Source organism: Chryseobacterium sp. MA9, from assembly GCF_024399315.1.
Classification (GTDB): domain Bacteria; phylum Bacteroidota; class Bacteroidia; order Flavobacteriales; family Weeksellaceae; genus Chryseobacterium.
Genome location: NZ_CP075170.1, coordinates 2,817,417 through 2,842,985, shown reverse-complemented (window position 1 = coordinate 2,842,985; position 25,569 = coordinate 2,817,417). Strand labels below are relative to the sequence as shown.

At 36.1% G+C, this 25,569-nt stretch carries 23 protein-coding genes; 14 read left to right on the top strand and 9 right to left on the bottom strand.

What is annotated here, in order from left to right; all coding sequences use genetic code 11:
* Positions 1–53: 53 nt before the first annotated feature.
* Entirely contained in the window at positions 54–659 is a 606-nt protein-coding gene (locus KIK00_RS12910) for a DNA polymerase ligase N-terminal domain-containing protein (RefSeq protein ID WP_255812801.1), read from the bottom strand.
* On the bottom strand, positions 659–1,444 hold the full coding sequence (locus KIK00_RS12905; RefSeq protein WP_255812800.1) for a Ku protein: 786 nt from the start codon (positions 1,442–1,444) through the stop codon (positions 659–661). Before KIK00_RS12905 ends, KIK00_RS12910 begins: the two co-directional genes overlap by 1 nt.
* A 146-nt stretch (positions 1,445–1,590) precedes the next feature.
* On the opposite strand from KIK00_RS12905, the gene KIK00_RS12900 reads away from it, so the two are divergent.
* Together KIK00_RS12900 and KIK00_RS12895 are read left to right on the top strand one after the other, a co-directional pair.
* Entirely contained in the window at positions 1,591–2,160 is a 570-nt protein-coding gene (locus tag KIK00_RS12900; protein ID WP_255812799.1) for a Crp/Fnr family transcriptional regulator, read from the top strand.
* A gap of 192 nt (positions 2,161–2,352) precedes the next feature.
* Positions 2,353–3,627, top strand: a complete 1,275-nt coding sequence (locus KIK00_RS12895) for an adenylosuccinate synthase (RefSeq protein ID WP_255812797.1) — start codon at positions 2,353–2,355, stop codon at positions 3,625–3,627.
* A gap of 85 nt (positions 3,628–3,712) precedes the next feature.
* Here KIK00_RS12895 and KIK00_RS12890 read toward each other — a convergent pair whose 3' ends face one another.
* The 4 genes from KIK00_RS12890 to KIK00_RS12875 form a co-directional block, all read right to left on the bottom strand.
* A complete protein-coding gene (locus tag KIK00_RS12890; protein WP_255812796.1) occupies positions 3,713–5,044 on the bottom strand; it encodes a M12 family metallopeptidase in 1,332 nt (443 codons plus the stop codon).
* Positions 5,045–5,568: 524 nt separating this feature from the next.
* Positions 5,569–6,273 (bottom strand): hypothetical protein, encoded by a 705-nt coding sequence (locus KIK00_RS12885; protein WP_255812795.1) that lies wholly within the window; start codon positions 6,271–6,273, stop codon positions 5,569–5,571.
* 46 nt (positions 6,274–6,319) lie between these two features.
* On the bottom strand, positions 6,320–8,074 hold the full coding sequence (gene aspS, locus KIK00_RS12880; RefSeq protein WP_255812794.1) for an aspartate--tRNA ligase: 1,755 nt from the start codon (positions 8,072–8,074) through the stop codon (positions 6,320–6,322).
* A 138-nt stretch (positions 8,075–8,212) separates the two neighbouring features.
* Positions 8,213–8,575 (bottom strand): hypothetical protein, encoded by a 363-nt coding sequence (locus KIK00_RS12875; RefSeq protein ID WP_255812793.1) that lies wholly within the window; start codon positions 8,573–8,575, stop codon positions 8,213–8,215.
* Positions 8,576–8,688: 113 nt separating this feature from the next.
* Between KIK00_RS12875 and KIK00_RS12870 the strand changes: the two genes are divergently transcribed.
* Together KIK00_RS12870 and KIK00_RS12865 are read left to right on the top strand one after the other, a co-directional pair.
* Entirely contained in the window at positions 8,689–10,083 is a 1,395-nt protein-coding gene (locus KIK00_RS12870; RefSeq protein ID WP_255812792.1) for an MATE family efflux transporter, read from the top strand.
* Between the two features lie 214 nt (positions 10,084–10,297).
* A complete protein-coding gene (locus KIK00_RS12865; protein ID WP_065119703.1) occupies positions 10,298–10,417 on the top strand; it encodes a 30S ribosomal protein THX in 120 nt (39 codons plus the stop codon).
* 59 nt (positions 10,418–10,476) lie between these two features.
* Here KIK00_RS12865 and KIK00_RS12860 read toward each other — a convergent pair whose 3' ends face one another.
* The 3 genes from KIK00_RS12860 to KIK00_RS12850 all read right to left on the bottom strand — a co-directional run bounded on the left by KIK00_RS12860 (position 10,477) and on the right by KIK00_RS12850 (position 12,987).
* On the bottom strand, positions 10,477–11,136 hold the full coding sequence (locus KIK00_RS12860) for a DUF937 domain-containing protein (protein WP_255812791.1): 660 nt from the start codon (positions 11,134–11,136) through the stop codon (positions 10,477–10,479).
* An 80-nt stretch (positions 11,137–11,216) separates the two neighbouring features.
* Complete coding sequence (locus KIK00_RS12855) at positions 11,217–12,476, bottom strand: protein O-mannosyl-transferase family (protein WP_255812790.1); 1,260 nt, start codon at positions 12,474–12,476, stop codon at positions 11,217–11,219.
* A gap of 1 nt (position 12,477) precedes the next feature.
* Positions 12,478–12,987, bottom strand: a complete 510-nt coding sequence (locus tag KIK00_RS12850; RefSeq protein WP_255812789.1) for a DUF2480 family protein — start codon at positions 12,985–12,987, stop codon at positions 12,478–12,480.
* 78 nt (positions 12,988–13,065) lie between these two features.
* On the opposite strand from KIK00_RS12850, the gene lpxB reads away from it, so the two are divergent.
* The 10 genes from lpxB to KIK00_RS12800 all read left to right on the top strand — a co-directional run bounded on the left by lpxB (position 13,066) and on the right by KIK00_RS12800 (position 25,402).
* Positions 13,066–14,169 carry a lipid-A-disaccharide synthase gene (gene lpxB / locus KIK00_RS12845; protein WP_255812788.1) on the top strand — a complete coding sequence of 368 codons (1,104 nt, stop codon included), beginning with the start codon at positions 13,066–13,068 and terminating at the stop codon, positions 14,167–14,169.
* A gap of 40 nt (positions 14,170–14,209) precedes the next feature.
* A complete protein-coding gene (locus KIK00_RS12840) occupies positions 14,210–15,301 on the top strand; it encodes a glycoside hydrolase family 99 protein (RefSeq protein ID WP_255812787.1) in 1,092 nt (363 codons plus the stop codon).
* Positions 15,302–15,443: 142 nt separating this feature from the next.
* Positions 15,444–17,252 carry a ComEC/Rec2 family competence protein gene (locus KIK00_RS12835; protein ID WP_255812786.1) on the top strand — a complete coding sequence of 603 codons (1,809 nt, stop codon included), beginning with the start codon at positions 15,444–15,446 and terminating at the stop codon, positions 17,250–17,252.
* A 110-nt stretch (positions 17,253–17,362) separates the two neighbouring features.
* A complete protein-coding gene (locus KIK00_RS12830; protein ID WP_255812785.1) occupies positions 17,363–18,025 on the top strand; it encodes a succinate dehydrogenase cytochrome b subunit in 663 nt (220 codons plus the stop codon).
* A 15-nt stretch (positions 18,026–18,040) separates the two neighbouring features.
* Positions 18,041–20,053 (top strand): fumarate reductase/succinate dehydrogenase flavoprotein subunit, encoded by a 2,013-nt coding sequence (locus KIK00_RS12825; protein ID WP_255812784.1) that lies wholly within the window; start codon positions 18,041–18,043, stop codon positions 20,051–20,053.
* 23 nt (positions 20,054–20,076) lie between these two features.
* A complete protein-coding gene (locus KIK00_RS12820) occupies positions 20,077–20,844 on the top strand; it encodes a succinate dehydrogenase/fumarate reductase iron-sulfur subunit (protein ID WP_002976316.1) in 768 nt (255 codons plus the stop codon).
* 308 nt (positions 20,845–21,152) lie between these two features.
* Positions 21,153–22,694 (top strand): thioredoxin family protein, encoded by a 1,542-nt coding sequence (locus tag KIK00_RS12815; protein WP_255812783.1) that lies wholly within the window; start codon positions 21,153–21,155, stop codon positions 22,692–22,694.
* 108 nt (positions 22,695–22,802) lie between these two features.
* Positions 22,803–24,215: a 23S rRNA (uracil(1939)-C(5))-methyltransferase RlmD gene (gene rlmD, locus KIK00_RS12810; protein ID WP_255812782.1), complete on the top strand. Its 1,413-nt coding sequence runs from the start codon at positions 22,803–22,805 to the stop codon at positions 24,213–24,215.
* Between the two features lie 31 nt (positions 24,216–24,246).
* A complete protein-coding gene (locus KIK00_RS12805) occupies positions 24,247–24,771 on the top strand; it encodes a DUF6452 family protein (protein WP_255812781.1) in 525 nt (174 codons plus the stop codon).
* A complete protein-coding gene (locus tag KIK00_RS12800) occupies positions 24,737–25,402 on the top strand; it encodes a DUF6048 family protein (RefSeq protein ID WP_255812780.1) in 666 nt (221 codons plus the stop codon). The genes KIK00_RS12805 and KIK00_RS12800 overlap by 35 nt, the downstream gene beginning before the upstream one ends.
* The last annotated feature ends 167 nt before the right edge of the window (positions 25,403–25,569 follow it).

Here is a 25,569-nt window from a genome sequence, read left to right as displayed (position 1 = left end):
TAATTTTTTTTCGTTCGTTAAAGAATTAAAACTTCTGAATGGTTTCTCAGAGACTATGACTTCTTTTTTTCTTTTGTTTTTAGGCTTTTTTTTTTCTCTAAAAACTGGGTAACCAAAGATTTTGGTGAGGTGTTTTCTTCAGCATCATAAGGACTTTCTGTAAAATCATCCTTATGTTTGATGAGCAGCCATGCATTATCCTCTGTGTTTTTCATTTTAACCAAAGCAAATTCACCTTTCAGCTTTTTACCGTGTAAAATGAATTTTAGAGAGCCGGCATGCAATTCTCTCAGCAGCTCTTTTTCATCAGAAAGTTTGGCATTTTTTTCTAAAGGTTCATAAGTTCCGCTGTCCCAAACTTCCACCTGTCCGGCACCGTAATTTCCCTCGGGAATATTTCCTTCAAAATCTTTATAATCGTAAGGATGATCCTCCACCATCATGGCCAGCCGTTTATCTTTGGGATCCAATGACGGACCTTTTGGTACGGCCCAGCTTTTCAGTACGCCTTCCATTTCAAGGCGGAAGTCATAATGAAGTCTGCTTGCAGCATGTCTTTGGATCACAAAAATCAGTTGATCTTTGCTTTTTTTTGTTTTTCCTTTTGGTTCGCTGGTTTCATCGAACTTTCGTTTTTCCTGATAATCTTTGAGAGCCATTATGATGCGGATTTGGATTTGGAACTGTTCAGACTGGCCTTTAGCTGGGCCATGAGGTCAATCACTTTACCTTCTTTTGCAGGTAGGGCTTTTGGGACTTTTATATTTTTGCCTTTTGCTTTTTGTTTGATGATCTTCATCAGTTCATCCGAATAGGTGTCTTTATACAGGGCAGGATCAAATTCCTGTGAAAGCTGCTCGATAAGATTAACCGCCATTTTAAGTTCTGCTGGTTTCGGAGCTTTTTGAGCAGGAATTTTTAAATCTTTATAATCTCTTATTTCCTGATCAAACCTCAAACGGTTGAGAACTAGGATGTCATCTTTATACGGACGGATCATTCCAATAGCTTCTGTTTCTCGGAGCACAAACGTTCCGATTCCTACCATGGATGTTTTTTCAAGAGCTTTCAGTAAAAGCCTGTACGCATTTTCCCCATTTTTCTGAGGCTCCAGATAGTAAGGATTTTCAAAATACATACTGTCTACTTCCGCCTCTTTTACAAACTGGTCAATAGAGAGTATTTTTGTCTTTTCAGGGCTTGCGGCTTCGTAATCTTCCTCATCAAGAACGATGTATTTGTCGTCCATGAGATAACCTTTGACGATATTTTCCCATTTTACTTCTTTTCCCGTATTTTCATTTACTCTTTTGAACCGGATATTGGAAAAATCGGATTTGTCGAGCATATCGAGATCTAATTTTGTAGTTTCCGTTGCCGAATAAATTTTAACGGGAATGTTGACTAAACCGAAGCCAATGGCGCCATTCCAAATTGCTTTCATTGTCTTACGTTTTTAAAAATCAAGCAATTAACATGCCGTTGGAAGCCTGTGTGGTACCTTTAACCGGCTTTTTGTCAAATGACAATTGTTTTTAGCGTCGACTTTTATACCTTTATATTTCTGTAATCCGTGGTTACAACAAAAATATGGAAGAGCTTTTTAATTATATCAAAAAATTCGGAACACTGAATCCTCAGGATGAACTTTTGATTGCTGAAGGAATTCAGGAAATCACTGTAAAGAAAGGAGATCCATTCATAGAAGCAGGAAAGGTGAGCCAAAGAATTGCTTTTGTAAAGGAAGGTGTTTTCCGGTCTTTGTATTATAATAAACGAGGTGATGATTTTACCCGGTATTTCATCTATGAAGGAAGGTTTATCGGAGATTTTCAGGGTTTTACCGATCAGCTGCCTGCTCACGAAGATATTGAAGCTATTACCGACGCTGTATTGCTGGTGATAGATCTTAAGCATTTTAAAATACTGGAAGAGAAAATAACAGTCTGGCCGGTTTTGTTTGCAAGAATCCATGCCTTTGTTGTAGAGAATAAACTGAAGGTGGCGAGTATCATGCTGAATCAGGATGCAAAATCACGTTATATTCACTTTTTAAATCATTATCCCGGCCTTGCCAATAGAGTACCGCAATCTATGCTGGCATCTTATCTTGGAGTTACTCCCTCATCCCTTAGCCGCATCAGGAGGAATATAGTCTAGAATTATATGCAATAGTTTAGTTGTAGGTTGAAGAATGATAGAGTTGTAGTGTGTGAGAGTTTTCAGGCAAGACTTCCAATCCTTAGTCATTAATACACTTACATTGTATAAATTAATTCTCTTTTTGCCAAATGGCAATGGTGCTTCTCGTTGACTGTCATAGCTTTGTCCCATAAAAATTAAAGTACAAATATGGATATTGTATTAGGATTACAATGGGGAGATGAAGGTAAGGGGAAGTTTATTGATCTTATCAGTGAAAATTATGACATTACAGCGCGTTTTAATGGCGGATCTAATGCTGGACACAGTATAGAAAGGAATGGGCGAAGAATCACTCTTAAAATGATTCCTTCTGGGATCTTCATGAAAGGGGTACAGAATGTGATTGGTACGGGAACTGTTTTAGATCCTGTAAGCTTTAAAAAAGAAATTGCAAATCTTCAGGCTTTTGATGAGACAGTTCAGCCAGAAACGAATGTGATTATTTCATTGAAAGCTCACTTTGTATTACCTACTCATAAGCTCCTGGATGTTTTTATGGAGGAGAGTCCTGATTATACAACTATCGGAACTACGAAAAACGGAATTGCACAGGCGTATTCAAATAAAATTTTAAGACAGAATGTAAGAGTAGGAGATATGTTTGCTCCTGACTTTAAAAGCAGAGTACAGCATATTTTAGAGAGAGATTACAAAATGCTTGCAGAAGGGAATATGGAGCTTCCTTCTTTGGAAGAAATAAGTAATGAGTTTTTTGAAGCAATAGATTTTCTGAAGAGATTCAAATGTACTGAAACTGAAATATACCTGAATAAGGCTTTGGCGGAAGGAAAAACAATATTAGCAGAAGGATCTCAGGCCGCAATGCTGGATATTGATCACGGAACCTATCCTTATGTTACTTCTTCTTCCACAACAGCTTCAGGGGCGAGCAGCGGATTAGGTGTTTCACCGAAAAAGATCGGTGAGGTGTTTGGGATTGCCAAAGCATATTGTACACGAGTGGGGAACGGAGTATTTCCTACAGAATTATTTGATGAATTAGGTGAAGAGATCAGAACAAAAGGAAATGAGTTTGGTTCCAATACCGGACGTCCGAGAAGAACAGGCTGGCTGGATTTACCTGCTTTAAAGTACGCCGTTATGATCAATGGAGTCACTCAGCTGGTTCTGACTAAAGCTGATGTTTTAAGCGGGTTGCCCTCTGTAGCGGTTTGTACCCATTATGAACTGGAAGGTGGAAATACAGTTGAAGTTTCAGGGTTGCTTTCTGAAAAAGGAAAACCAATCCTGAAATGGATGAATGGTTGGAATGCTGATTTTTCTACGATGAAAAGTCCCTCAGAGTTGCCAAAAGAAGTGAATGAGTTTCTATCTTTTTTGGAATCGGAATTAGGTATTCCAGTGGCATATCTTTCCACTGGGCCTGGAAGGGAGCAGATGTTGAAATTAACCATTAAATAATTATAGAGCAGTAGTATATACTGATCTGATAAATAAAGAAGTTAGGAAATACATTTCCTAACTTCTTTATTTTGTATGAAAAAATTTAGTTAACTTTTGTAAGTATAAAGCGTTGCTTTGTAGAAGGCTGAACCGTTTGGTCCGTAGTGCCGATTACAATTGGTGTAAGATTAGCTGTTAAGCCATCTTTTACCTCTAATCTCAGTGCTGGAGCATTCTTAGGAGCAAATCCAAAGCCATTGTTTCCCAGATTGAATAATAACCATTTCTGAGAATCTGTATTGGAGTTGGTTCTTAATTCAACAGCTGTTCCATTCGTTGTTCCGTTACCTTTTACGGTTAATACCTTTGCAGGATCCAGTATAGATTTGATGATATAATATCCATGATCCGATTTGCTAAAAGTAAATCTCTGGTTATTCCCTGTAGAAGCTGAATACAGAATAATATTGGTGCCATCTGTAGTAGAACTTCCGGTAATATCTATATTTTTATCATTCGCTAAAGCTGTTCTCATTGTGTAAGTTCCGTTGATTGCAGAAGTGGTATTCACAGGCCCGTACAAATGATTTATTCCTGCATAATCACCGGCAGATAATCCTGTTCTTTGCTTTGTAAAAGTAGATCCGTCCAGCTTAGTCATTACGGGCTGACTTGGGTTTATAGCAAAGTCCGTAGATTGATACATCATGACTGAACCGAAATCAAATGCGCCGTGTCCTGCATAATCATTATAAAGATTGAAGTTATGACGGCTTCCTTCTACAGCTTTGTTAACATCTACAATAATATACTGATCTCTGTCCGGGCGGCACTGCTCATGCATGATTCCCATTGAGTGCATGATTTCGTGAGCAATAATTGCGGGATAAGTAATGTTATAAATTTTAATACCGTTAACTCTATTTTTCTGCCATCCTAGTGGTGAGCTGTTACTCGTTGTGTAAGTAAAGGTGATATATTCTGTTTGATTGGTACGTTCAACAAACTGCATGCTGGTTTGGGAAGAGATCATATCAAACGCTTTGTTGATATTGGTAAGGAACGTATTATAATTCTGAGTACTCAGACTTCCCTGGCTGGGTAATGTATAATAGACTGTTGCATTCGGCCATGTCTTAATAAAAGAGCTTACAATTGTACTTTTCTCAACTGTTGATATTTCAGAATTGGCCTGCATCTTTAATTTATTAAACTGCTCGGAGCTGATAGTAATATCATCTGCATAAAAATACTCTCCATTTACTTCATTCACATACGTGTAATTTCCGTCAATTAAAAATTTGTGAATCTTTGCATTGTCTAAGTTCATCGTTGTATGATCCATTGAATCTGTTTGTGTATTTTCAATGTCAGACCTACATGAGTTAAGTGCCAAAACAAGGCATACTGATAATAGTAATAGTTTGCTTTTCATATTATTTAATATTGGTTGGTGATCAGGTTTTAAAATATGAACAGCTATATTATTACCATACGCAAAAGATTATTAAAATTAATCAATTCTTAAGTTTGATTAAGTCATCATTATAATTCAGCTGTGCATTGTAAATATATTAATAAAAGATTATGCTTGTATATAACATAATATAATGATTGTTTTGTTGTGTTTTTATTTCAAATGTGTATTTATTTCGATGATTTGCTTTTTTTGTATTAATTTTTACTATTAATTTTTAAATTAAGTTATTTCACTAATAATTGATATGTAACTAAAATCGTACTTTATATTGACATAAAGTTTATTCTATTAACAAACTAATTAATAAAGTATGACGAAATCTATAATGCTATGACTGTAAAAATGTAACCTCATAAATATCTGTTTTTCAAAACGTAATGTTGTCAGTATAAGGCATTGGTGCATTGAAGATTCCTGTAATTTAGAGTATAAAAAAGCAGAGCATTTGCTCTGCTGTAAATTTTATTGATCTTTTCTAATTAGCTTTGACCTAAAGATTTTTTCACAAATTCTATAATAATTGGATTCGGTTCTTTTTCTGTAGAAGTTAAAGCAGGCTGAAATAATGTTCCTACAAAAAAAGGATGGGATTGTATTTCAAATGAACGGTAATTTCCGTCTTCAGATATTGAAGTGAGAGATAATCCGTTTTCTGTCAAAATATCAACATATTTTTCATTGATTCCATAGCTGCAATAATATTTTCCAACAATATTATCCTGATGGATCATTTGATAAAGAAAGCTATTTTTGTCAATAAGTTTAAGATTCTCCTGTTCGCCTTTTAAAGAGCAGGAAAGCTTTTTTATCAGTGGGTCTGTTCCATCCGGGTTGGTTTCTTCATGATCAGCATTCTGAATACCGCAGACGTTCCTTGCAAATTCTATAATCATGTGCTGAAATCCGCCACAATTTCCAAAAGTGGGAATATTATTTTCTCTTGTGAATTTTATCGCATTAAGAACATTTTCCATATCGCGATATGGACTTCCGGGAGCAATCCAAAGACCTGAGTACTTTTGGGTTTCAAAAACGAGTTTATTATTAAAAATGTCAGTGGAGATCCAGTCAAACTGAATATCTACATTTAATTTTTTTTGGATGTTTCTTGTGCTTTCATTTAATGCATGAAGTGTGGAATGAGCGGGATTAAAATCTCCCAGAATGGCAATTTTTTGTATCATAATATTTGTGTTAAAAAAAAGCGGGGCAAATACCCCGCTTCTAAATTTATGCTTTTAAATTCAATTGTAATTCCAATTCATCGAGCTGTGCATCCGCAATAGAAGCAGGCGCGTCGATCATTACATCTCGTCCTGAGTTGTTCTTAGGGAATGCGATATAATCTCTGATGACTTCGTTTCCATCAAGAATAGCTACCAAACGGTCAAATCCAAATGCCAGACCTCCATGTGGCGGAGCCCCGTATTTGAATGCATTCATCAGGAATCCAAACTGAGCTTCTGCCTCTTCTCTGGTAAATCCTAATAAATCAAACATTTTAGACTGAAGATCTCTATCAAAAATTCTGATAGAGCCACCTCCGATTTCGTTTCCGTTCAGAACCATATCATAAGCGTTGGCTCTCGCTTTTCCTGGATCTGTTTCCAATAAGTGGATATCTTCCGGTTTTGGAGATGTGAAAGGGTGGTGCATTGCATGGAATCTTTCAGAGTCTTCATCCCATTCCAATAGAGGGAAGTCAACTACCCAAAGTGGTGCAAACTCATTTCCTTTTCTCAATCCCAAACGGTTTCCAAGTTCCATTCTTAAAGCAGAAAGCTGAGCTCTTACTTTGTTTTCGTTTCCGGAAAGAATCAACATTAAGTCTCCTTCTTTTGCTCCGAATTTTTCGATGATCTTTGTCAGGTCTTCTTCATTGTAGAATTTGTTTACCGATGAGGTCTTCACTCCATCATTCTGGAATTTAGCCCAAACCATCCCTGAAGCTCCAACCTGAGGACGTTTTACCCAATCAACAAGCTCGTCAATCTGCTTTCTTGTATAGTCTGCACAACCTTCTACATTGATTCCGACAACCAATTCTGCATCATCAAATATCTTAAAGTCTTTTCCTTTTACCAGTTCATTCAGTTCTACGAACTCCATTCCGAAACGAATATCCGGTTTGTCATTTCCATATTTTCTCATCGCATCTGCGAAAGTCATTCTTGGGAAATCTCCGAATTCCTGACCTGTAATATCTTTTAAAAGAGTTTTAGTCATTCCTTCGAATACATTCATGACATCTTCCTGCTCTACGAAAGCCATTTCACAGTCGATCTGTGTAAACTCCGGCTGTCTGTCAGCTCTTAAATCCTCATCACGGAAACATTTTACAATCTGGAAATATTTATCCATTCCACCTACCATCAAGAGCTGTTTGAAAGTCTGTGGAGACTGCGGCAATGCATAAAACTGCCCCGGATTCATTCTGCTTGGTACAACAAAGTCTCTTGCCCCTTCCGGAGTAGACTTGATCAAAACAGGTGTTTCCACTTCAATGAAACCTTCTTCAGATAAATAATTCCTTACTTTCTGTGCCATTTTATGACGGAAGATCAATTTATCTTTTACCGGATTTCTTCTGATATCCAGGTAGCGGTATTTCATTCTTAATTCCTCACCGCCGTCTGTTTCATCCTCAATGGTGAAAGGAGGAAGCTGAGAATCGTTCAGAATAGTCAGCTTTTCTACCAGAATTTCAATTTCCCCTGTTGGAATATTAGGGTTTTTGCTCACTCTCTCAATAACTCTTCCGGTAGCCTGAATCACAAATTCACGGCCCAGTTTTTTAGCTTCTTCCATTAGTTGTGCAGAAGAACGCTCCTGGTCAAAAACCAGCTGGGTAATTCCGTAACGATCTCGAAGATCTACCCAAATCATAAATCCTTTATCACGGATAGTCTGTACCCATCCTGATAGTGTAACTTCTTCATTCAGATTTTTCAGAGATAGCTCTCCGTTGGTGTGTGATCGAAACATAATTATTTGTTTAAAGTTCAATGTTTAAGGTTCAATTCCGAACCTTGAATTTTTCGTTGGCAAAGATAAGATTTTTGCAGGTTTTATAAATAAAAAAAACTTCCTTTCGGAAGTTTCATATATTGTTTTTAGGTTTTTTTAATCTCTATTACCACCTTTTTCTATCAAAATTTTCTTTATTTCTTCAGTACCTTTTGTATCATCAGCTACTTCAAGGGGTGTTTTGTTCTGACATTTTTTATTAACATTGGCCTTGTTGTCCAAAAGGAAATGTATAATATTTTTTCTATCAGACATTACACTGAAACCAAGGGGTGAATAAGCTATATTTCCAACTAGGAAACATTTGTTGTAATCTCCCGGGGCAAACTGTTTTTTAAATGTTGCCACATCATCAGAATAGATGGCTTTCATCTTTTCCTGAGTCATTTTCTGGGCAGATAATATGCTGCCAGACAGTAACATTCCAAATAGAAAGGTAGTAGAGATTATTTTTTTCATAAGAATAATTTTTTAAGAATATACAAATCTAAATTAAATTTTATTACCAATTGCTAAGTTTTTCTAATAATTGGATTTGTATTTTTGGGATTATATAAATTATTGATTACGAAATGACAAAATATGTTGACTTTTTGAAAAAAGCGTTCAGCGGCGAAGAAACAGACTTTACGAAGGTGAATATCAGAAGTGCTGTATTGCTTTTAGCTATTCCAATGATGCTGGAAATGGCTATGGAATCTGTATTTGCCCTTGTTGATCTGTATTTTGTCGGACATCTGAAAGAAAGTGGTTTTGCTATTCAGACTGTAGGGCTTACCGAATCTGTGCTTTCGGTGATGTATTCTATTGCGATCGGTATGAGTATGGCGGCAACAGCTTTGGTGGCGAGACGAATCGGGGAGAAAAATCCGGAGCAGGCTTCCAGGAGTGCTGCACAGGTATTATTGGTTTCATTTGTTATTACTTTTGTTTTAAGTTTACTGGGAGTTATTTATGCTGAGGAAATCCTGATCCTGATGGGTTCAAAGCCTGAAGCAGCAGCTTATGGGAAAAATTTTACCAGGATTATGATGAGCAGCAGTACTATCATTATGCTTTTATTTTTAATTAACGGGATCTTCAGAGGAGCAGGAAATGCGATGATTGCGATGAAAAGTTTGTGGATTGCCAATATTGCCAATATTATCCTCTGCCCAATTTTGATAAAGGGCTTAGGACCTGTTCCTGCTTTGGGATTAACAGGGGCGGCTTTGGCAACAACAATAGGGCGAAGTATTGGGGTGATCTATCAGTTGTACCATCTTTTAGTGGCTGATACCCAAATCCGAATAAAGATTCCTTATTTTAAACCCAATTATGAATTAATCAAATCCATTATAAAGATTGCAACCCCGGGGATCTTTCAGTTTGTTATCGCTTCATGCAGCTGGATTTTCCTCGCAGAATTAGTAGCGACCACAGGAGGCGAAAATGCATCAGCCGGTTACCAGACAGCCTTAAGACTGATGATGTTCTTTATGCTTCCGGCCTGGGGACTAAGCAATGCAGCATCTACGCTGGTAGGGCAGAATATGGGGGCAAATGAAATGTTGAGAGCAGAACAGTCGGTAATGAAAACCGTGAAATATAATGTCATCTTTATGTTGATCGTAAGTCTGGTATTTATTTTTATGGGAAATTTTTTAGTTGGTTTTTTCACTCAGGAAACGGCTATTAAAGATTTTGCGAAAAATGCTCTTCAGATTATGAGTACAGGGTTTATTTTTTACGGAATCGGGATGGTCATGATTAATGCATTCAACGGGGCCGGAGATACATGGACTCCTACCTGGGTTAATCTTTTTGGATTCTGGCTGTTTCAGATTCCTCTGGCGTATTTTCTGTCAAAATATCTTGACATGGGCCCAAAAGGAGTTTTTATTTCAATTCCTGCTGCAGAAACATTGATTACAATAGTTGCTTTTATCTTATTCAAAAAAGGAAAATGGAAAACGATAAAAGTTTAAAAAGACTGGATGATGGACGTAGCCTGGAATATCTAAAGTTGTTTTTATCAACAATAGGAAGAAGGGATAATTGTTTTAATAATAGAAAGCCGAAAATAATAACCTGGTAGTAACTCCCAGCTTCCTTTCTTAATTTATAAAATTTTAACAGCTTCATCAGTTGGAATTTAGAGTTGTATTTTTTAAATTCGTGATTAACAAATACATAATTACTATGGGAAAAGGAGACAAAAAATCAAGAAGAGGAAAAATCAATTCCGGAAGTTATGGTAAAAGAAGACCAAAAAAAGCCTCAAAATCTTTTGCTGCTTCTGAAGAAAAATCTAAAAAGTAATCCAAATAAAAAAGACCGAAGATCATCTCTCCGGTCTTTTTTTATGAAAATTAAATTAATTATTTACCTCCAAGAATATTACCAAGGATGCTGCCTAAGCCGCCTCCGCCTTGTTGTTGGTTTCCACCACCGCCTAATACACTTCCAAGTATATCATTCAATGGATTTCCTGATGATTGAGATTGTGTACCTCCTCCTAAAACACTTCCAAGAATGTCATTTAGAGGATTAGACTGCTGTGCCTGAGCCTGGTTGGATGCATTTCCAAGAATTCCTCCTAAAAGATCTCCCAGACCTCCTGCGCCTACATTACTCTGTTGTTTCTGCTGTCCGATGTATCCCATTACTACAGGTGCCAGCATCGCAAGGATAGGACCAATTTTGTCAATTGAAATACCTGTGTTTTGTGACAGCTGGTTTTCAACAGTACTTTTTTGTCCCCCAAAGATATGATCAAGAATAGATCCGCCTTCAGCCTGTCTTGCTTCAATCTGAGAAGCGTCATTTAAAATACTTCCGTTATGGTCTTTATCTAGAGCATTATTTAAAGCTTCTGCTTCTTTAGCGTCCTGAGATTTATTTCTGAGATAAGAAATAATGAGAGGGGTAGCTACAGCCAATAGGGCAATTACCTGGTTTTTGCTGATTCCGAATTTGTTTTCAGCCTGTTCAGCAACCTGGTTGCCTGTGTTCCCTGTAAGTAGGTCAATTAAACTCATTTTTTGTGTTTGTTAGTATTAAGTGAATCAAAGTTATCAAAAAATATGCCTTATAAAATGACCGCCTTTCATAATTATTGTTAAAGTTTTCTGATCTGTTCTTCTGTATAACCTTTGCTTTTTAGCACCTTTATGTATTCTAAAGCACTTATTGTCATCCAGTCGATAGGTTCGGGTGCTTGCTTTTTATCAATGGTGAACTCCAGAATACCTGCATTATTATTCATCCATGGAAGAGCATAATAATCCAGACCGCCTTTGTACTCCTTAAATGCGTGAAATTCTTTCCCTTTCTCTGTTAAGAATACAACTTTATAAAAGAGGAGGTAGCCCACAGGAATCAACAGGCATACCCAGGAGAATTTTTTTAAACGGGCATACTTTGCTGAAGAAAGACCATACCCGATGGATAGCGCAAAAATAATATTGAAAGGTAAAAAGAACACATAATTATCGGATACAGCATAAAACGTGGAAAATCCATATACACATACTGCTCCGGTAGCAAAAACAAAAAACATTTTTCGATTAGTCTTGTATAAAAGCAGAATACCTGTGACTCCGAAAAATGTAAATAAATTGAAATTATAAATAAGATATGCAAAAGATTGGAAAAAATCTTTCACATACTGAATGGTACTTTTTTTCAAAGAATCTTCCACCCATGTTCCCTGATCAGAACTATATGGTGATTTGAAGGGGAGTCCCTGGGAAATATTCAGAATAAATAAAGAGCTAAATAATGCTGTGAAAATCAATAGTGAAGCCACTGCATATTTCTTTTCATTTCTAAAATAAAATAAGAAGATTAATAAAGAAGGTATTAGCAGTATGTTTTGAATATGAACCCATAAACTGATTCCTAAAAACAGACTGCTTAACAATATGTAAATTCTTTTCTTTTCAATAAAGCTTTTTATAACTGAAAAGAAAAAAAGGCTTACCCAAAGAGAGTTATAAGTATATACTTCTACAATCTCTGCATTTCTCCAAAACGAAAAACTGAAACCGAAAACAAAAGCAGCTACAAGTGATGCCCATTCTGTTTTTGAAATGCTTTTTACCGTAAGATAAATAACAGAAACTGTTGCTGCTCCTGAAGAAACAACCAGAAAGCGGCTTGCTTCAATAGCATTAATACCTGCCAGATTTTTAATGAAGATAACAGTGTTAATATATAAAAAGTGACTTGTTGCTGAAGCAGTAGTTTCCCATATCCCTTTTTCTGCACTCAATACAAATCCTACACAGTCGGCAAAAGGAATTTTTGAAAAACTTCCGAAATAGTAGATACCAAGAAAAATAATAAACAAAAATAAGGCTGATAAATATTTGTTCATATTAGTTCTTTATGATCGGCACATTAGAACAGGCTTCTCCAAACATCAGAGATTTTACAATTGGTTTTAACTGTTCTACCAGTTCTATATAAGCATTTTCAGGAATATCTTTATCTGAACAGCCTTTTACCAGAACTCTTTTGCCTCTCATTTCCTCAAAATCATGAGTCTGAATGGCGTTGTGCATTAAAATAACATCAAGATCCTCACGGCTTCCGAAGACTATTTTTTTGGCAACATCAGTAAGTTTTGCAGTTAATACAAAATAAGCCCAAAGCGGGATAATAGTATCTACAGAATTGTAAATATATATGTATGAGTCTTTGTATAGTTCAGTATCTATAGCTTCTACCTTTTCACGAAAATCTTTTTCTTTCAGGATCATTTCCTGAAAAAGAAAATCTTTCAGGTCAATTCCCTTTCTTTCTCCCTTTGGAAGTAAAGTGGATAGATCAAAATTGATAAGGCCGCTTTCGGCAACTTTATTCCGGATTTCAAATTCTTCTGACATTTTTTATCATTATCTTTGAACAAATTTACGAATTAAGATCATATCTATTTTAATTTGTTCTCTATCCTTACTATAGAAATGAAGTATTATATTATTGCAGGAGAAGCTTCAGGTGATTTGCACGGAAGCAACTTGATGAAAGCCCTAAAACAAAAGGATCCGAATGCGGAGTTCAGGTTTTGGGGAGGTGATCTGATGAAAGCTCAGGGCGGAACACTGGTAAAACATTACCGTGACCTTGCTTTTATGGGGTTTCTGGAAGTGGTGATGAATCTCAGAACCATTCTGAATAATATAAAATTCTGTAAAGAGGATATTCAGAAGAACAGGCCTGACGTTTTGATTTTAGTAGATTATCCTGGTTTCAATCTGAGAATTGCCAGATTTGCCAAAGAACTCGGGATCAAAGTCGTATATTATATTTCTCCACAGCTGTGGGCATGGAAAGAAGGCCGGGTAGAGATTATCAAAAAATACGTGGATGAAATGATGGTCATTCTTCCTTTTGAAGAAGACTTTTACAGAAAACATGGAGTTCATTCCCATTTTGTAGGTCATCCATTGCTGGATGCTATTTCAGATCTGCAGGAAATCAGTATTGAAAATTTCAAATCGGAGCATGGATTGAACGAAAAAGAAATTATTGCGTTGCTACCGGGTTCCAGAGAGCAGGAGGTGGAAAAGATGCTTGAAATAATGCTTTCAGTAAGACCATATTTTAAAAATTACCAGTTTGTAATTGCCGGAGCACCGAGTCTTCCTAAAGAATTTTATCAGAAATATGTGGATGACAATGTTCATTTTGTATCCAATAAAACATATGATTTGTTAAGATGTTCCAAAGCAGCTCTTGTTACTTCCGGAACAGCTACATTAGAAACGGCCTTGTTGAATATTCCTGAAGTGGTTTGCTATCGTGGAAGCAAGATATCCTATGCCATTGCTAAAAGATTAGTGAAAAACATCAATTATATTTCTTTAGTTAACCTGATCATGGACAGAGAAGTGGTGAAAGAACTTATTCAAAATGATCTGAATACTAAAAACCTGGTAGAAGAACTTAATAAAATCATAGAAGGAGACAAAAGAACACAGGTTCTGAATGACTACAGCCTTCTGAGAGAAAAATTGGGTGGAAAAGGAGCCAGTGCCCATGCTGCTGAGGTGATATTAAAAGTATAATCTTGCTGAGGTTTTTGAGAATTTAATCTACTTTTTAACTATGAATTATTGTAACCGTTTTCTGTTATTATTGGTGTTTATATTATTTTTCTCGAAAAGCTTTGCTCAGCAGAGCAGCTCAAGAGATAAAGTCCAGATCTTCTATTATGGATGGTACGGAAATCCTGCAACAGATGGAAGTTATCAGCATTGGAACCATGAAATCCTTCCTCATTGGAGTAATCCGAAATGGAACAATCTGGGACACCACAAAGGTGGAGATGATATCGGGGCTAATTTTTATCCTTCACTTGGAAATTACAGCTCCAATGATGTAAAGATCATTGAAAAACACATGAAAATGATTCAGGAATCCGGAGTTGGAGTGGTGGTTGTAAGCTGGCTGGGAAAAGATTCATTCACGGATAAAAGTCTTATGAAATATCTGGATATTGCTGATCGCTTTGATTTAAAAATTGCATTTCACATTGAGCCGTTTTATAAAAATACTTCAGAATTAAAGGAACAGCTTTCTTATCTTATAAAAACTTATTCCCATCATCATGCTTTCTATAAAAAAGAAGGAAAACCTCTGTTTTATGTATATGACAGTTATAAAATTCCTAAAGAAGAATGGGCTGAAATATTATCCAAAAACGGAGAACAAACAGTCAGGAATACAGATTTAGATGCGCTTTATATTGGACTTTGGGTTGAAAAAGATGATGCGAAATTTTTTGATTCAGCAGGCTTTGACGGTTTCTATACCTATTTTGCCAGCGAAGGTTTTGTATATGGAAGTACAACTGCTAATTGGGATTTCATGGCCAACTATGCTAAAGACCACCATCTGATTTTTATTCCTTGCGTAGGACCAGGTTATTCCGATACAAGAATACGTCCATGGAACGAAGCTAATTTCAAAAACAGAGACAATGGAAAGTATTACGAAAAGATGTTTGATGCCGCAATCAGAGTAAATCCGGATTTTATTGGAATTACATCATTCAATGAATGGCATGAAGGAACCCAGATAGAGCCTGCCATCCCTAAAAAATCAGGTGATTTCAAATATGAAGATTATGGGAAAGATCCATTATTTTATATTAAAGAAACAAAGCGTTTAACGGATAAATTTCTGAAAAAGAAATAACATACTTTCAAACTTTAATTTCATAGCAAAAAATCAAGTGTTCTGTTGATGCTTTTGATAAGGTGTAAAGCCTTTTTTTAGTTATTCAAGAGATAATATCTTATTGATTAATTATCTATTTTTCCTTGATAATTAATTGAAATTGCAAAAGCAGCCGCTCCTTATTCTGGTAATATGTTTTATTCTTGGAATTCTTTTTCAGGATAAGGTTGTATTAACGGGAATTGAATTTTATTTCGTTATTGCGATGTGCTTGGTTGTACTCTTTGCAGTATGTTTTCACTCTTATTTTCTGTACAAAATCAAGGTTGTTTTACTTATGTTTTTGTTCTTTGGAACAGGAATTATCCTTCATCGTTATAATACTTATTCAGAGGTAAACAATTTATTGATAAAGAAAAAAGAAAGCGTTGCTTTTAAAATCTTTCAAAAATTAAATACTACTGAAAAATATAAGAAATACGAAGGAACAGCTCAGGTAGGAAATATAAATTTCAACTCAATTTTTTATGTTCCAAAGGATAATAAAGAACTGGATTTTATTCACTACTACAAGGCTGAGGCTTATATTACACAGCCTAAGGCTCCTCAATATGATTTCCAGTTTGATTATACCCGATATCTCAAAAGAAAGCACATTGATTACCAGATTTATATTCCAAATGAGATTGTATCTGCAGAACGAAATGACTTAACGCTGACAGATCAACTCCGGCAATATAGATTTACAGTTCTTAAGAAAATTGATAAAACCGCAATATCCGGGAAAAGCAAAGAATTTTTAAAAGGAATCATTCTGGCAGATCGTACAGAGATTGATGCAGGTACTGTACAGGATTTCAATAAGTCTGGGTTGGTTCATTTTCTGGCCATTTCAGGAACCCATATTGTAGTTATTTTCGGGATGTTCTACTATTTACTGATTCGTTTTATTCCTTTACAATTCAGAAAATATGCAGTTATTCTAAGTTTGGTTTTTATCTGGCTGTTTGCTGCTTTTATTGGGTTCGGAAATTCGGTTTTGCGTTCCTGCATCATGCTGAGTGTCTATTTTATTTTTGTAATGCTCCAGCGGAAACCGGATCTGCTTCATTCATTAGCTTTATCCGCTTTTTTTATCTTAATTGGGGACACACAGCAGCTTTTTGATGTGGGATTTCAGCTTAGCTTTTTAGCGGTCCTTGGAATTTATTGGCTGAATCAGCCTCTTTTGAAACATTTTCCAAAACAGGATAATTATCTTAAAAAACTTCTCTTTAATACCATTACAATATCTTTATCCGCGCAGCTGGCAACGCTTCCTTTGGTGTTGTATTATTTTCATCAGTTTTCATTCATATCCATCATTGCCAATTTTGTTATTGTTCCTTTTTCCGAAATAATTATTGTTTTCTCATTTATAATGACAGCTTTTGTCGCCTGCGGAATTGATTTTGGCTTGTCGAATAGTATATATGACTTTGTTATTCAGATTCTGTTGAAAATAATTCATTGGTTTGCTGAGGTAGACCTGTTATTCTTTGAAAACATTCCTATGAATGGGTTTGAAGTGCTTTTTGTTTCTGTGGCCGTTTTTTTATTAAGACCTGTTATTGTAAAATTTAATTTTAAAAATTTGATGAGCTTAACAATGGCTGTCATTGTATTTTTGATCTTAAGAACAGGAAGCAATGTCTTTGAAAATCAGAAAGAAGAGGTGCTGATTCATTCTTTTGGTAAAAGCAAAATTTTTTCTTTAAAAAGTGGTGACAGAGTCTGTTTTTGGGTCTCTGATATTGAAAATAAAACGAAAATTCTGCGGTATGTTATAAGTCCCTATTGTTCCTCAAGAAGAGTGGATTATTTTGAAATAAAATCCTTTTCATCATCCTCTCAAAAAGTAGTTTTCCGGGACCGGGTTTATAATCTTAAAATAATGCGCTATAATTTATACGTTTTCCTGTATTTATAATGTATGGAATTCTTATTTAGAAACATTACAAACTGCCTAATTGTGAGATTTCTCACTTTTCGATATTGTTAAACTTTCTTAATTTTGTAGAAATTCAAATTTAAACTTATATGGCAGGTTTAACGAGTTCTACGATAGGTAGAAAATATGCTATGGCATTATCAGCTCTATTTTTGCTGATTTTTCTTATACTGCATTTGACGACCAATTTGTTATCAGTTCTGAATAAGGATGCATTCAATACGGCATCTGACTTCATGGGCTATAATCCTTTTGTGCAGTTCTTAATGCAGCCTATTCTTGGTTTTGCAGTAATTTTCCATTTCATTATGGGATTTGTACTTGAAATCAAGAATAATAAAGCGCGTCCGGTAAAGTATGCAGCTAACAATGCATCGGTGAATTCTTCATGGATGTCCAGAAATATGATTATTTCCGGAGCTGTTATATTAGCATTTCTGGCGCTTCACTTATATGATTTCTGGCTGCATGAAATGAATTACAAGTATGTAGAAAGATTAACTCCTGATGCAGAACGTTTCTGGCCGGAACTTCATGAGAAGTTTGCCGATCTTTGGAGAGTGGCTTTGTATGTGATCTCTTTTGTTTTATTAGGATTACACTTGGCTCACGGTTTCCAGTCTTCATTCCAGTCTATCGGAGCAAGACATCCAAAATATACGCCGGTGATCAAAGCTTTCGGGACATGGTATTCAATCCTTATCCCTGCAGGATTCATCATCGTAGCAGTTTTCCATTTTATAACTCAATAATATCAATATACTAGTATGAGTAAATTAGATTCAAGAATTCCAGCGGGTCCTCTTAAAGACAAGTGGAAAAATCATAAAGACCATATGAACCTTGTTGCACCAAACAACAGAGATAAGATTGATATTATTGTTGTAGGTACAGGTTTGGCAGGAGGTTCTGCAGCAGCTACATTAGCTGAGCAGGGATACAATGTAAAAGCATTCTGCTACCAGGATTCACCAAGAAGAGCGCACTCTATTGCAGCTCAGGGAGGAATCAACGCAGCTAAGAATTACCAGGGAGACGGTGACTCTACTTACAGATTATTCTACGATACCATCAAAGGTGGTGACTATAGAGCAAGAGAAGCCAACGTTTACAGATTAGCTGAAGTTTCTGCAAATATTATTGACCAGTGTGTTTCACAAGGAGTTCCTTTCGGTAGAGATTACGGCGGTCAGCTAGATAACCGTTCATTTGGTGGGGTTCAGGTAAAAAGAACTTTCTATGCAAAAGGACAAACAGGACAGCAGTTATTATTAGGAGCATATTCTGCAATGAGCCGTCAGATCGGTAAAGGTAGAATCAAAATGTATAACCGTCATGAGATGCTTGATCTTGTAATTGTTGATGGGAAAGCAAGAGGAATCATCGCGAGAAATCTTGTTACAGGTGAGATCGAAAGACATTCTGCTCATGCTGTAGTAATTGCTTCAGGAGGATACGGAAACGTATATTTCCTTTCTACCAATGCAATGGGATCAAACGTCTCTGCAGCATGGAAAATTCACAAGAAAGGAGCTTACTTCGCAAACCCTTGCTATGTACAGATTCACCCGACTTGTATTCCTGTTCACGGAACACAGCAGTCTAAACTGACTTTGATGTCTGAATCATTAAGAAACTCCGGAAGAATCTGGGTTCCTAAAAAGCATGAAGATTCAGTAGCTATCAGAGAAGGTAAATTAAGACCTGAAAATATTAAAGAAGAAGATAGAGATTACTATTTAGAAAGAAGATACCCTGCGTTCGGTAACCTTGTACCAAGAGACGTTGCTTCAAGAGCAGCTAAGGAAAGATGTGACGCTGGATTCGGAATCGAAAATAATGATACTCAGGAAGGAGTTTACCTGGATTTCTCTACAGAGATCATGAAAAAAGGTAAAGAATCCGCTATCGAAAAACATATTCATAATCCTACAGATCAGCAGATCTATGATTTAGGTAAGAGCTGGGTAGAGGAGAAATACGGTAACTTATTCGTAATGTACGAAAAAATTACAGCTGATGATCCTTATAAAACTCCAATGAAGATCTATCCTGCAGTTCACTACACAATGGGTGGTGTATGGGTTGATTATAACCTTCAGTCTACAATCCCAGGATGTTTCGTAATTGGTGAAGCTAACTTCTCAGATCACGGTGCCAACAGACTTGGTGCTTCTGCATTGATGCAAGGTCTTGCTGACGGATATTTCGTACTTCCTTACACGATTGCAGATTACCTTTCTGCAGACATCAGAACAGGAACTATTCCTACCAATACAGGAGCGTTTGACGAGGCTGAAAAGGGGATTAAAGAAAAAATTGATTTCTTCTTAAACAATAAAGGAACTCATTCCGTAGACCACTTCCATAAGCAATTAGGAAACATTATGTGGAATAAAGTAGGAATGGGAAGAACTCCTGAAGGACTGAGAGAAGCAATTAAGGAAATTGAAGAAGTAAGAAACGATTTCTGGAAAAATGTAAAAGTACCGGGAGAAGGAGAAGGAATGAATACTGAGCTTGAAAAAGCATTCAGAGTAGCAGACTTCCTTGAACTTGGACAATTAATGGCTATCGATGCACTGCACAGAAACGAATCTTGTGGTGGACATTTCCGTGAAGACCATTCAACTCCGGACGGAGAAGCGGAAAGAGATGACGTAAACTACAAATACGTCGGAGCTTGGGAATATCAGGGGGACGATATCAATACGGAAGTATTGCATAAAGAAGAACTGATATATGACAACATCGAGGTTAAAACTAGAAGTTATAAATAATCTCCAACCTAAAATATAACATTATGAGTGCAAAAAAAGGCTTACATCTTACGCTGAAAATTTGGAGACAAAAAAATAGTAAAACTAAAGGTCAGTTTGAGACCTATAAAATATCAGATGTATCTACAGATTCTTCATTTTTGGAAATGCTGGATATTCTGAACGAAAATTTAATTAACGAAGGAAAAGAACCTATCGCTTTTGACCACGACTGTCGTGAAGGAATCTGTGGTATGTGTTCACTTTACATCAATGGTAGAGCTCACGGGCCGGATACAGGTATCACAACCTGCCAGCTTCACATGAGAATGTTCAAAGATGGAGAAACTATCGTTATTGAACCTTGGAGAAGTGCCGCTTTCCCTGTTATCAAAGACTTGATGGTAGACAGAAGCGCATTTGACAGAGTAATGGCTGCAGGAGGTTTCATTTCTGTGAATACTTCTGGAAATACATTGGATGCTAACGCAATTCCGGTTCCAAAAGAAGATGCAGACAGAGCAATGGATGCAGCTGCTTGTATCGGATGTGGAGCTTGTGTAGCTACATGTAAAAACGGATCTGCAATGCTGTTTGTAGGAGCTAAAGTTTCTCAGTATGCATTACTTCCTCAAGGTAGAGTAGAAGCTAAGAGAAGAGTTCTGAACATGGTGAAAGCTATGGATGAAGAAGGATTCGGAAACTGTTCAAACACCGGAGCATGTGAAGTAGAATGTCCTAAAGGTATTTCTCTTGAAAACATTGCAAGAATGAACAGAGAATACATGGCTGCTCTTGTAGATCAAGGATAGAATTGATTCAAATACATAAAAAATCGCCTTCATTTTTGGAGGCGGTTTTTTTATGAATGGCAGTACCCTGTTAAAGTTTGTTAACTTATTGATGGTTTTTAGTCATTCTTTATTTAATAAGTATATATTTGGAGGGTAGTTGAATTGTTTTTTTAAAACTTTCAAATATAGCATGCCATTCAAAAAGAGACAATTGAAATAATAGAAATGTCCCTCTTGAAGGGTGATAATAAAATTTTTAAAAAAAATAATTAGTGTGAATTAGCAAGCCCTAAAAAGCGTATTTTTGTGTAATATTAAAAATTGAAATGAAAAAATATCTTTTATTGTTTATCATCACAGCTTTTGTGATGTCTTGTTCAAAAAAAGTAGAAGTAAAAGGAAAAATTACTGGAAGCTCATCATTAGAAAGAATTGAATTTGTAGAAGCTTCAGGAGTAGGAACCCTGCCTTTGATTAATATAGGTTTAGATAAAGACGGAAACTTTTCAGGAAGCTTTGAAGCGCCTAAAGACGGTATGTACGTGATCAACTATGCAGGCAGACAAAACCTGATCTATCTTGAAGGAGGACAAAAAGTGAATATTTCAGGAAACGGAGCTACTTTCCCAAATGAATATGTAATTACCGGAGATGCTAAAAAGAACAATGATTTCCTTACGGCAAGTATGAAGTTCTTGGCAGACTATGGTAGCAAAGTTAATTTAGGAGGATTAATGGGCGGAGATGAAGCTGCATTTTTGAAAGGAATGCACAAAGTTGAAGCTGATATTAATAAAAACGTAGACGAGTTAGCAAAGAAAAACAGCCCAAGCAAAGGACTTCTTGAGTGGAAGAAAAACGATATAAAAGTTACCATTCTTAATTTGCTTGCTAACTATGAAATGTCTCACGGACCAATGTCTGGTAACCCATCTTACAAAGCTTCTAAAGCTTTCAAAGATTACGAAACCCAGTTGGAAACTGACAAAGAAGCGATGGTGAAAACAATCCCTCTTTACAGACAATATCTTCTTGTAAAAATGACTCCTGATTTCCAGAAGTATGCAGAAGCAAACAGCAAAGGAAAAACAGGAATTACAACTTCTGAGATGTTTGCCCAGTACCTAAAAACAAAGAAAGATTTATCTCAGACTGCAAAAGATTATCTTTTGGCATTTGTAATGGCTCAGGCGGATATTCACCCTACAACTCCGGCTGCAAATATTGACAAAATCAAAAAGATCATTGATTCAGATATTAAAGATGCTACCATTAAAAGTGATCTTTTAAAAATGCAGGTAGCTATTACAGGACTTAAAATTGGAGATGTAGCTCCTGAAGCAGCTTTAGCAAAACAAGATGGAAAAGCTTATAAACTTTCTGAAAACAAAGGGAAATCTTATATGTTATTCTTCTATGCTTCATGGAACCCTTACATCAGCGAAGCTACAGTACCTGTATTAAAAGAAGTAGTAAACTTCTATAAATCTAAAATGAATTTTGTATTTGTAAACGTAGATGATACAAAAGATCAGTTCATTAAAACAAGCAATTCTCTTTTAAAAGGAATTCAGGGAGTGAACGTTTATGGAGAAGGAGGTCTTAACTCTGATATCGCTAAGAAATATGGTGTATACGGATTCAAGTTACCTTGCTTTGTGATCATTGATAAAGATGGTAAAATTGCCAGCAGATCATTCGTAAACCTTGGTGAGCAGGAATTGGTAACTATTCTTGATAAGCAAACAGGTCTTTCAGCTCCAAAAGTAGAGCCGAATGCTCAAATGCAGCCACAATTACAGCTTGATCCATCTGCAATGCAGCAAGCTCCACAGCCAGCAAACCCACAGCCGGCTCCAACAAAATAATAAACTTTAACACAGTATAGAAACCTTATCTTCGGATAAGGTTTTTTTTATTGTATTTTTGCAAATTGAAGCGTAAAAGTTTCAATTAGGAAAATAGAAAATTTTAGAATGAGTAGGAAGAAAAAAAGAGATTTAATTCTTGAAAATATAAAGTTATTGACGGCCGGAGCAAAAGGTGTGGCAATAGGAAAGACAGAAGAAGGAAAAGCGGTAATGGTTACAGGCGCAATTCCCGGCGATATTGTGAATGTAAGAGTGAAGAAAGCAAAGTCTAAATATTATGAAGGCGAGGCGGTTGAAGTTCTTGAAAAATCACCTTACAGAGTTGATCCAAAATGTGTTCATTTCGGAACCTGTGGTGGCTGCAAATGGCAGAATATGAGCTACGAAAAGCAGCTTGATTTTAAACAGGAAGAAGTATATAATAATATCAAGAGAATCGGAGGAATTGATAACTTTGAGACCGTGTCAATTCTAGGAGCTGAAGAACAGTATTTTTATAGAAATAAAATGGAGTTCTCCTTCTCAAACGCAAGATGGCTTACTCAATATGAAATCAGTTCTGAAGAAAATTTTGGCAGCAAAGATGCTTTAGGGTTCCATATTCCGGGAATGTGGAGCAAAATTCTTGACCTTAAAGAATGTTTTCTTCAGGAAGATCCTTCTAACGCAATCAGACTCGCAGTAAAAGAGTACGGTGTCAATACCGGTCTGGACTTCTTTGATGTAAGAAATCAGGAAGGTTTTTTAAGAACCTTGATGATGAGACAAAACTCTAAAGGAGAATGGATGGTTCTTTTCCAGCTTTACAGAGAAGAAAAAGAAAACAGAGAAAAGCTTTTTGAATTCTTATTAGAAAAATTCCCGCAGATTAAAACATTAGTATATGCTATTAATCCTAAGCAGAATGATTCTATTTATGATTTAAATATCAATATATATTTTGGAGAAGGTTACCTTATGGAAGAAATGGACGGGCTGAAGTTTAAGATAGGTCCGAAATCATTCTTCCAGACAAACTACAAACAAGCTTTGGAATTATACAGAAAGACTCTGGAGTTTGCAGATCTGAAAGGGGATGAAGTGGTGTATGACCTTTATACAGGAACAGGAACAATTGCTCAATATGTAGCGAGAAATGCAAAACAGGTAATCGGAATAGAATCTGTACAGGAAGCGATAGATGCTGCTATAGAACATGCTGCATTGAATGGTCTTACAAACTGTACTTTCTATTGTGGAGACATGAAAGATATCTTCAATGACGAATTTATGGCAACCCACCCGAAAGCGGACGTATTAATTACAGATCCACCAAGAGACGGAATGCACCAGAAAGTAGTAGAACAGATCTTAAAGCTTTCACCGGAAAAAGTAGTTTATGTAAGCTGTAATTCAGCAACACAGGCGAGAGACCTTGCTTTGATGAAAGATCATTATACTTTAGTAAAGATTTTGCCGGTAGATATGTTTCCACAGACACACCATGTTGAGAACATAGCATTATTGATTAAAAAATAAATTTATTTAAATTTGAATTTCAAATCTTAATATGAAACGTCAGTTCCATCTGACTAAATTAAAAAATAAAAATGTACAGATGAAGTACTTTAAATTTCTCATAGCGATCTGCTTTTTAGGGATGCTTTTTTCCTGTGGAGGAGATGATGATATTTGTGAAAGTGGAGAAGGAACTCCCAGAATGAAGGTGGCTTTCAGATCACTGGATACTGGAAAAGAGAAGACGCTGGATACACTATATGTAGCAGTAGATTATGGAGCAGGAAAAGTGGATCTGGGGAAACTTGCAAAAATTGATTCCCGGTTAATTCCTTTACGTGTAGACAATTCACCTTATACAGACGTTTATTTTAAACTTACATATAATGGGGCAGAATCTAAAGTAAGGATTAATTACACTACGAAGTCAACATATGTTTCTCCCGGATGCGGAATCAAAAAATCTTACGAGAATTTAAGTTCAGAATTAGTAACTCCGAATCCTGTTCAGAAGCTGGAAGCCGGACAAAATCAAATAGAGAATGAAGACAAGACTAATCTTTACCTTTCTTTTTAGTTTATTGGGAATAATAAGCTGGGCACAAGACAAAAAAAAGGAAGCAGAGAAGAAGGTTCAGGAGAAATATGAACCCAATTTTATGGTTGGCCTTGATGTACTGAATACCGGAGCCGGTTTTTTTTCTGACAGAAAATTATATCAGGGGTTTATTTCTTCAAAGATAAAAGGAAATATCCATGCTATTGCAGAGGCAGGTTTTGAAAAGAATGTGTATCAGAAGAATGGTTATGATGCGAAAGCAAGCGGTCCTTTCGTGAAGTTGGGAGCGTTCTATATGCTGGCAAAAGATGCAGAGAATGAATTCAACGGATTTTATGCCGGGGGAAAAGTGGCAGGATCATTTTATAATCAGGAATATATGGCAATCCCTGTTCGTGGGTTTGGAGGAAGTAATTCTTCTGAAGCTTTTCCTTCATCATCACAGTCGTCTTTTTGGCTGGAAGGTACGTTGGGAGGCAGAGTACAATTATTTAATTCCAATTTCTACATTGATGTGAATCTTCAGCCAAGATATATGGTATATACTTCCAAGCAGGAAGATATTTCCCCCATGATTGTTCCCGGCTTCGGAAAAAGTTCTTCAAAATTCAATATGGGATTTGCATGGAATATTGCATATAAGTTTTAGAAATATTATTTCTTGATATTTAAAATACATAAAATACAAACTTTAGAATAGTCTAAAGTTTGTGTTTTTTTTAATGGATGTAGAGGATAGATATATTATATTGAAAAATATTAGCTTATTTTATCTGTGAGACTTATAAAATAGTTATATTTGGCGGAAATTATAAT